Genomic DNA, 252 nt, shown 5'->3' with positions numbered 1-252 from the left:
TTTCGACGATGGCGCCGGCGTCCATGAACACCACGCGCTGGGCGACCTTGCGGGCAAAGCCCATCTCATGCGTCACCACCATCATGGTCATGCCTTCCTCGGCGACCGCGACCATGACGTCGAGCACTTCGGAAATCATTTCGGGGTCGAGCGCCGAGGTCGGCTCGTCGAACAGCATGATCTTGGGCCGCATGCCGAGGCAACGCGCGATCGCCACGCGCTGCTGCTGGCCGCCGGAGAGCTGTGCGGGAT

The 252-nt window shown here is 65.1% G+C and carries 1 protein-coding gene; it reads right to left on the bottom strand.

Annotated elements, in window-relative coordinates:
* The coding region (locus tag EOB49_RS35605; RefSeq protein ID WP_164782018.1) for an ATP-binding cassette domain-containing protein at window positions 1–252 on the bottom strand (252 nt) is incomplete at both ends.

Source organism: Mesorhizobium sp. M7A.F.Ca.MR.148.00.0.0, from assembly GCF_003997735.1.
Lineage (GTDB): Bacteria > Pseudomonadota > Alphaproteobacteria > Rhizobiales > Rhizobiaceae > Mesorhizobium.
Note: the sequence above shows the minus strand (reverse complement) of the source record. Positions and strands in the feature narration are given on the sequence as shown.